Below are 1,527 nucleotides of genomic sequence, written 5' to 3'. Positions count from 1 at the left end.
GTGGCGCTCGCGGGCTTCGGCGGCGCGGTGTGCTGCGCGGGCGTTGCGCAGGTCGGTGAGCTTGAGTGAGTAGGCGCGGCTCTTGCTGGAGAAGTGGCCGCGAAAGCCGAGCATGTGCGCCCAGGGGCGGAGGCGTAGTGCGCGGAACTCGGGGCGTGCGCCGAGGTACCAGCAGGTACGGATCATGCGTCGGGCGTGGTCGGTGACGGGCAGGGCGTCGAGGTTCAGGCCGGGTTTGAGGCCGCTGCCGTGGCAGTGCCCGCAGGTTGTCATCGGGCTGAGCCGCCCGCGTCCGGCGCAGGATCGGCAGGACGGGCGGTGGTCGATGGTGCCGGAGGCTTCGGCGCCCTTGGTGGCGTACTTGGCGATGTAGGAGGCGACGGCTCGTTCGCTGAGCCCGTCGGCGTCGGGGTCGAGCAGGATGGGGCGGATGTCGAGCTGGTCGCCCCAGGTGAGGGTCCATCTGCCGAGGTCGCTCGGTGGTGTGGTGACGGTGACCTGGTGGACGGCGGGTGGGATGGCCTGGGTGAGCAGGTGGTGGTCTGCCCAGTCGGGTGGCGGCTGGGCAGGTCCGGCGGGTCCGTCGAGGCGGATGACGGCGTGGAAGTGGATCAGGCCGCGCCGCTGGTATTCGGCGACCTTGGCGAAGGACACCTTGGCGTGCTCGGCGAAGCCGCGACGGGTCATCCCGCTCTGGCGGGCCAGCTCTTGGCGGATGGCGAGGGTGAAGCGGTGCCACAGCGCGCCCGCGTGCGCCTGCCACAGCACCGCGCCGGTGTAGTCGTAGCAGCCGGGGCAGATCGGCTGGCCGAGCCGGTCGTCCTGGGGCTCGTGCCGGAGGTGGCAGCCGACCGGCCGCCCGTGCTCGCACACCCTGTCGCGGTTGCGGGGACGGCAGCGACGGCCGTCGCGGTGGGAGTGGACGGGACCGAAGGAGGGCGCGGTCAGGGTGACGAATGCCCGGGGGTGCGTGCTGACGGTCTCGGGCACGCCTTTGCCTCCTGACAGTCCTGCCCGGATCAGGTGGAACGTGTCGGCCTGGTAGGTCTGGGAGCAGGCCGGGCAGACCGAGGCCCGCCGGTTCCCGCAGGCCACCAAGAGATGTCCTGAGGGCTCACCGTCCGTGGTGTAGGCATGCAGGATTTCGCCCGTGCCCGCGTCCACGATCAATGACTGTCCGGCCAGGTGCACCGGATGGGCGCACCCGCCGATCGCCGCGACCATGGACCTCCACCGTCCATAGCCGGGTGCGTTGATCAGGCGGGCCAGATCGGCCATCCAGTCGGCACCGAGTGACTCTTCCTCCTTGCTCATAGGGCACCACCTCCTCTGTTGGACTACCTGTAGTACAGGTTGACAGACATCGCGCTTGGTGGTCAACCTGTAGTACAAGTAGTCCTGAAAGCTTTACCGAGGAAGGCCGACCATGGAGACCAGCACCGACGACAAAGACGCCCTCTGGCGCGTCATCGCCACCGACCTACGAGCCGCCATCCTCGACGGCCGCTATCCACCCGGCGGCGCGCT

The 1,527-nt window shown here is 69.5% G+C and carries 1 protein-coding gene; it reads right to left on the bottom strand.

Features of this window, described 5'->3' with window-relative positions; translation table 11 throughout:
* Positions 1-1,314: replication initiator (locus AB0K18_RS50265; RefSeq protein WP_364930287.1), on the bottom strand; the 1,314-nt coding region annotated here is incomplete at its 3' end.
* Positions 1,315-1,527 lie beyond the last annotated feature (213 nt).

It is taken from the genome of Nonomuraea sp. NPDC049421, assembly GCF_040677005.1.
Lineage (GTDB): Bacteria > Actinomycetota > Actinomycetes > Streptosporangiales > Streptosporangiaceae > Nonomuraea > Nonomuraea salmonea.
The sequence above is the reverse complement of the archived record's forward strand: the minus strand, read 5'-3'. Positions and strand labels throughout refer to the sequence as shown.